General features: G+C 71.5%; 1 pseudogene. It reads right to left on the bottom strand.

The window, feature by feature from the left end:
- Positions 1-256 (bottom strand): annotated as a pseudogene (locus tag R0J92_RS24550) (sodium:calcium antiporter); the annotation flags it as partial.

The raw sequence follows: 256 nt of genomic DNA, 5'->3' as shown, positions 1-256 counted from the left end.
CCAGCGCCACATCGACATGGCGGCGCAACGCAGCCACCACGGTCGTCGCCAGTTCGGGCACCGAGGTGCCGAAGGCGACCAGGGTCAGGCCGATCACCTCGTCGGAAACGCCCAGCGCCGCGGCCAGATTGACCGCGCCCTCGACCAGAAGCTCGCCGCCGGCGACCACCGCCGCCAAGCCACCGACGACGGCGGCCAGCGAAACCATGGTGCCGGCACGCAGCGGCTCGACCTCTTCGGCCTCCAGGATGTGCAG

Source organism: Tritonibacter sp. SIMBA_163, from assembly GCF_046535935.1.
GTDB classification, from domain to species: Bacteria; Pseudomonadota; Alphaproteobacteria; order Rhodobacterales; family Rhodobacteraceae; genus Epibacterium; species Epibacterium scottomollicae.
This window is presented reverse-complemented; position numbering and strand designations above follow the sequence as displayed.